The following is a 387-nucleotide window of genomic DNA, read 5'->3' on the forward strand; positions in this document are numbered from 1 at the left end:
CCTTACTGTCGGAGAGAATAAGCATATTACTTGTCTTGCACTTTTTTCTTCCCTGGTAACCAACTGCTTCACCGCCACGTTTGGCAGGTGTATGCGTTCCGTCTAGTTGAACAGATGACATATCTAGTGATGATTTATGTTTTTCTAGTAGTACTTGCCATAGCTTATCCCAACTACCATCTTTACACCATTTACGGTAATGGGCATAAAYGCTATTCCAACTGTACTTAACTCTGAAAAATTGCTTTATTGGTATCTCACGCCACTGACAGCCTGTTTTAAGGCGATATATAATTGCTTTGACAACCTGATGGAGTTTAACCTTAGTATTATCCCATGAGTTGCCAAAAGCTAAATATGGGCTTATGTTTTTTTTAATTATTTGAG

General features: G+C 38.1%; 1 protein-coding gene. It reads right to left on the bottom strand.

The genetic code is table 11. The annotated features are described in order from the left end of the window. On the bottom strand, positions 1 to 382 hold a 382-nt coding region (locus D0S45_20950; GenBank protein TIH03135.1), incomplete at its 3' end, for a transposase. Positions 383 to 387 lie beyond the last annotated feature (5 nt).

It is taken from the genome of Marinifilum sp. JC120 (assembly GCA_004923195.1).
Classification (GTDB): Bacteria; Desulfobacterota; Desulfovibrionia; order Desulfovibrionales; family Desulfovibrionaceae; genus Maridesulfovibrio.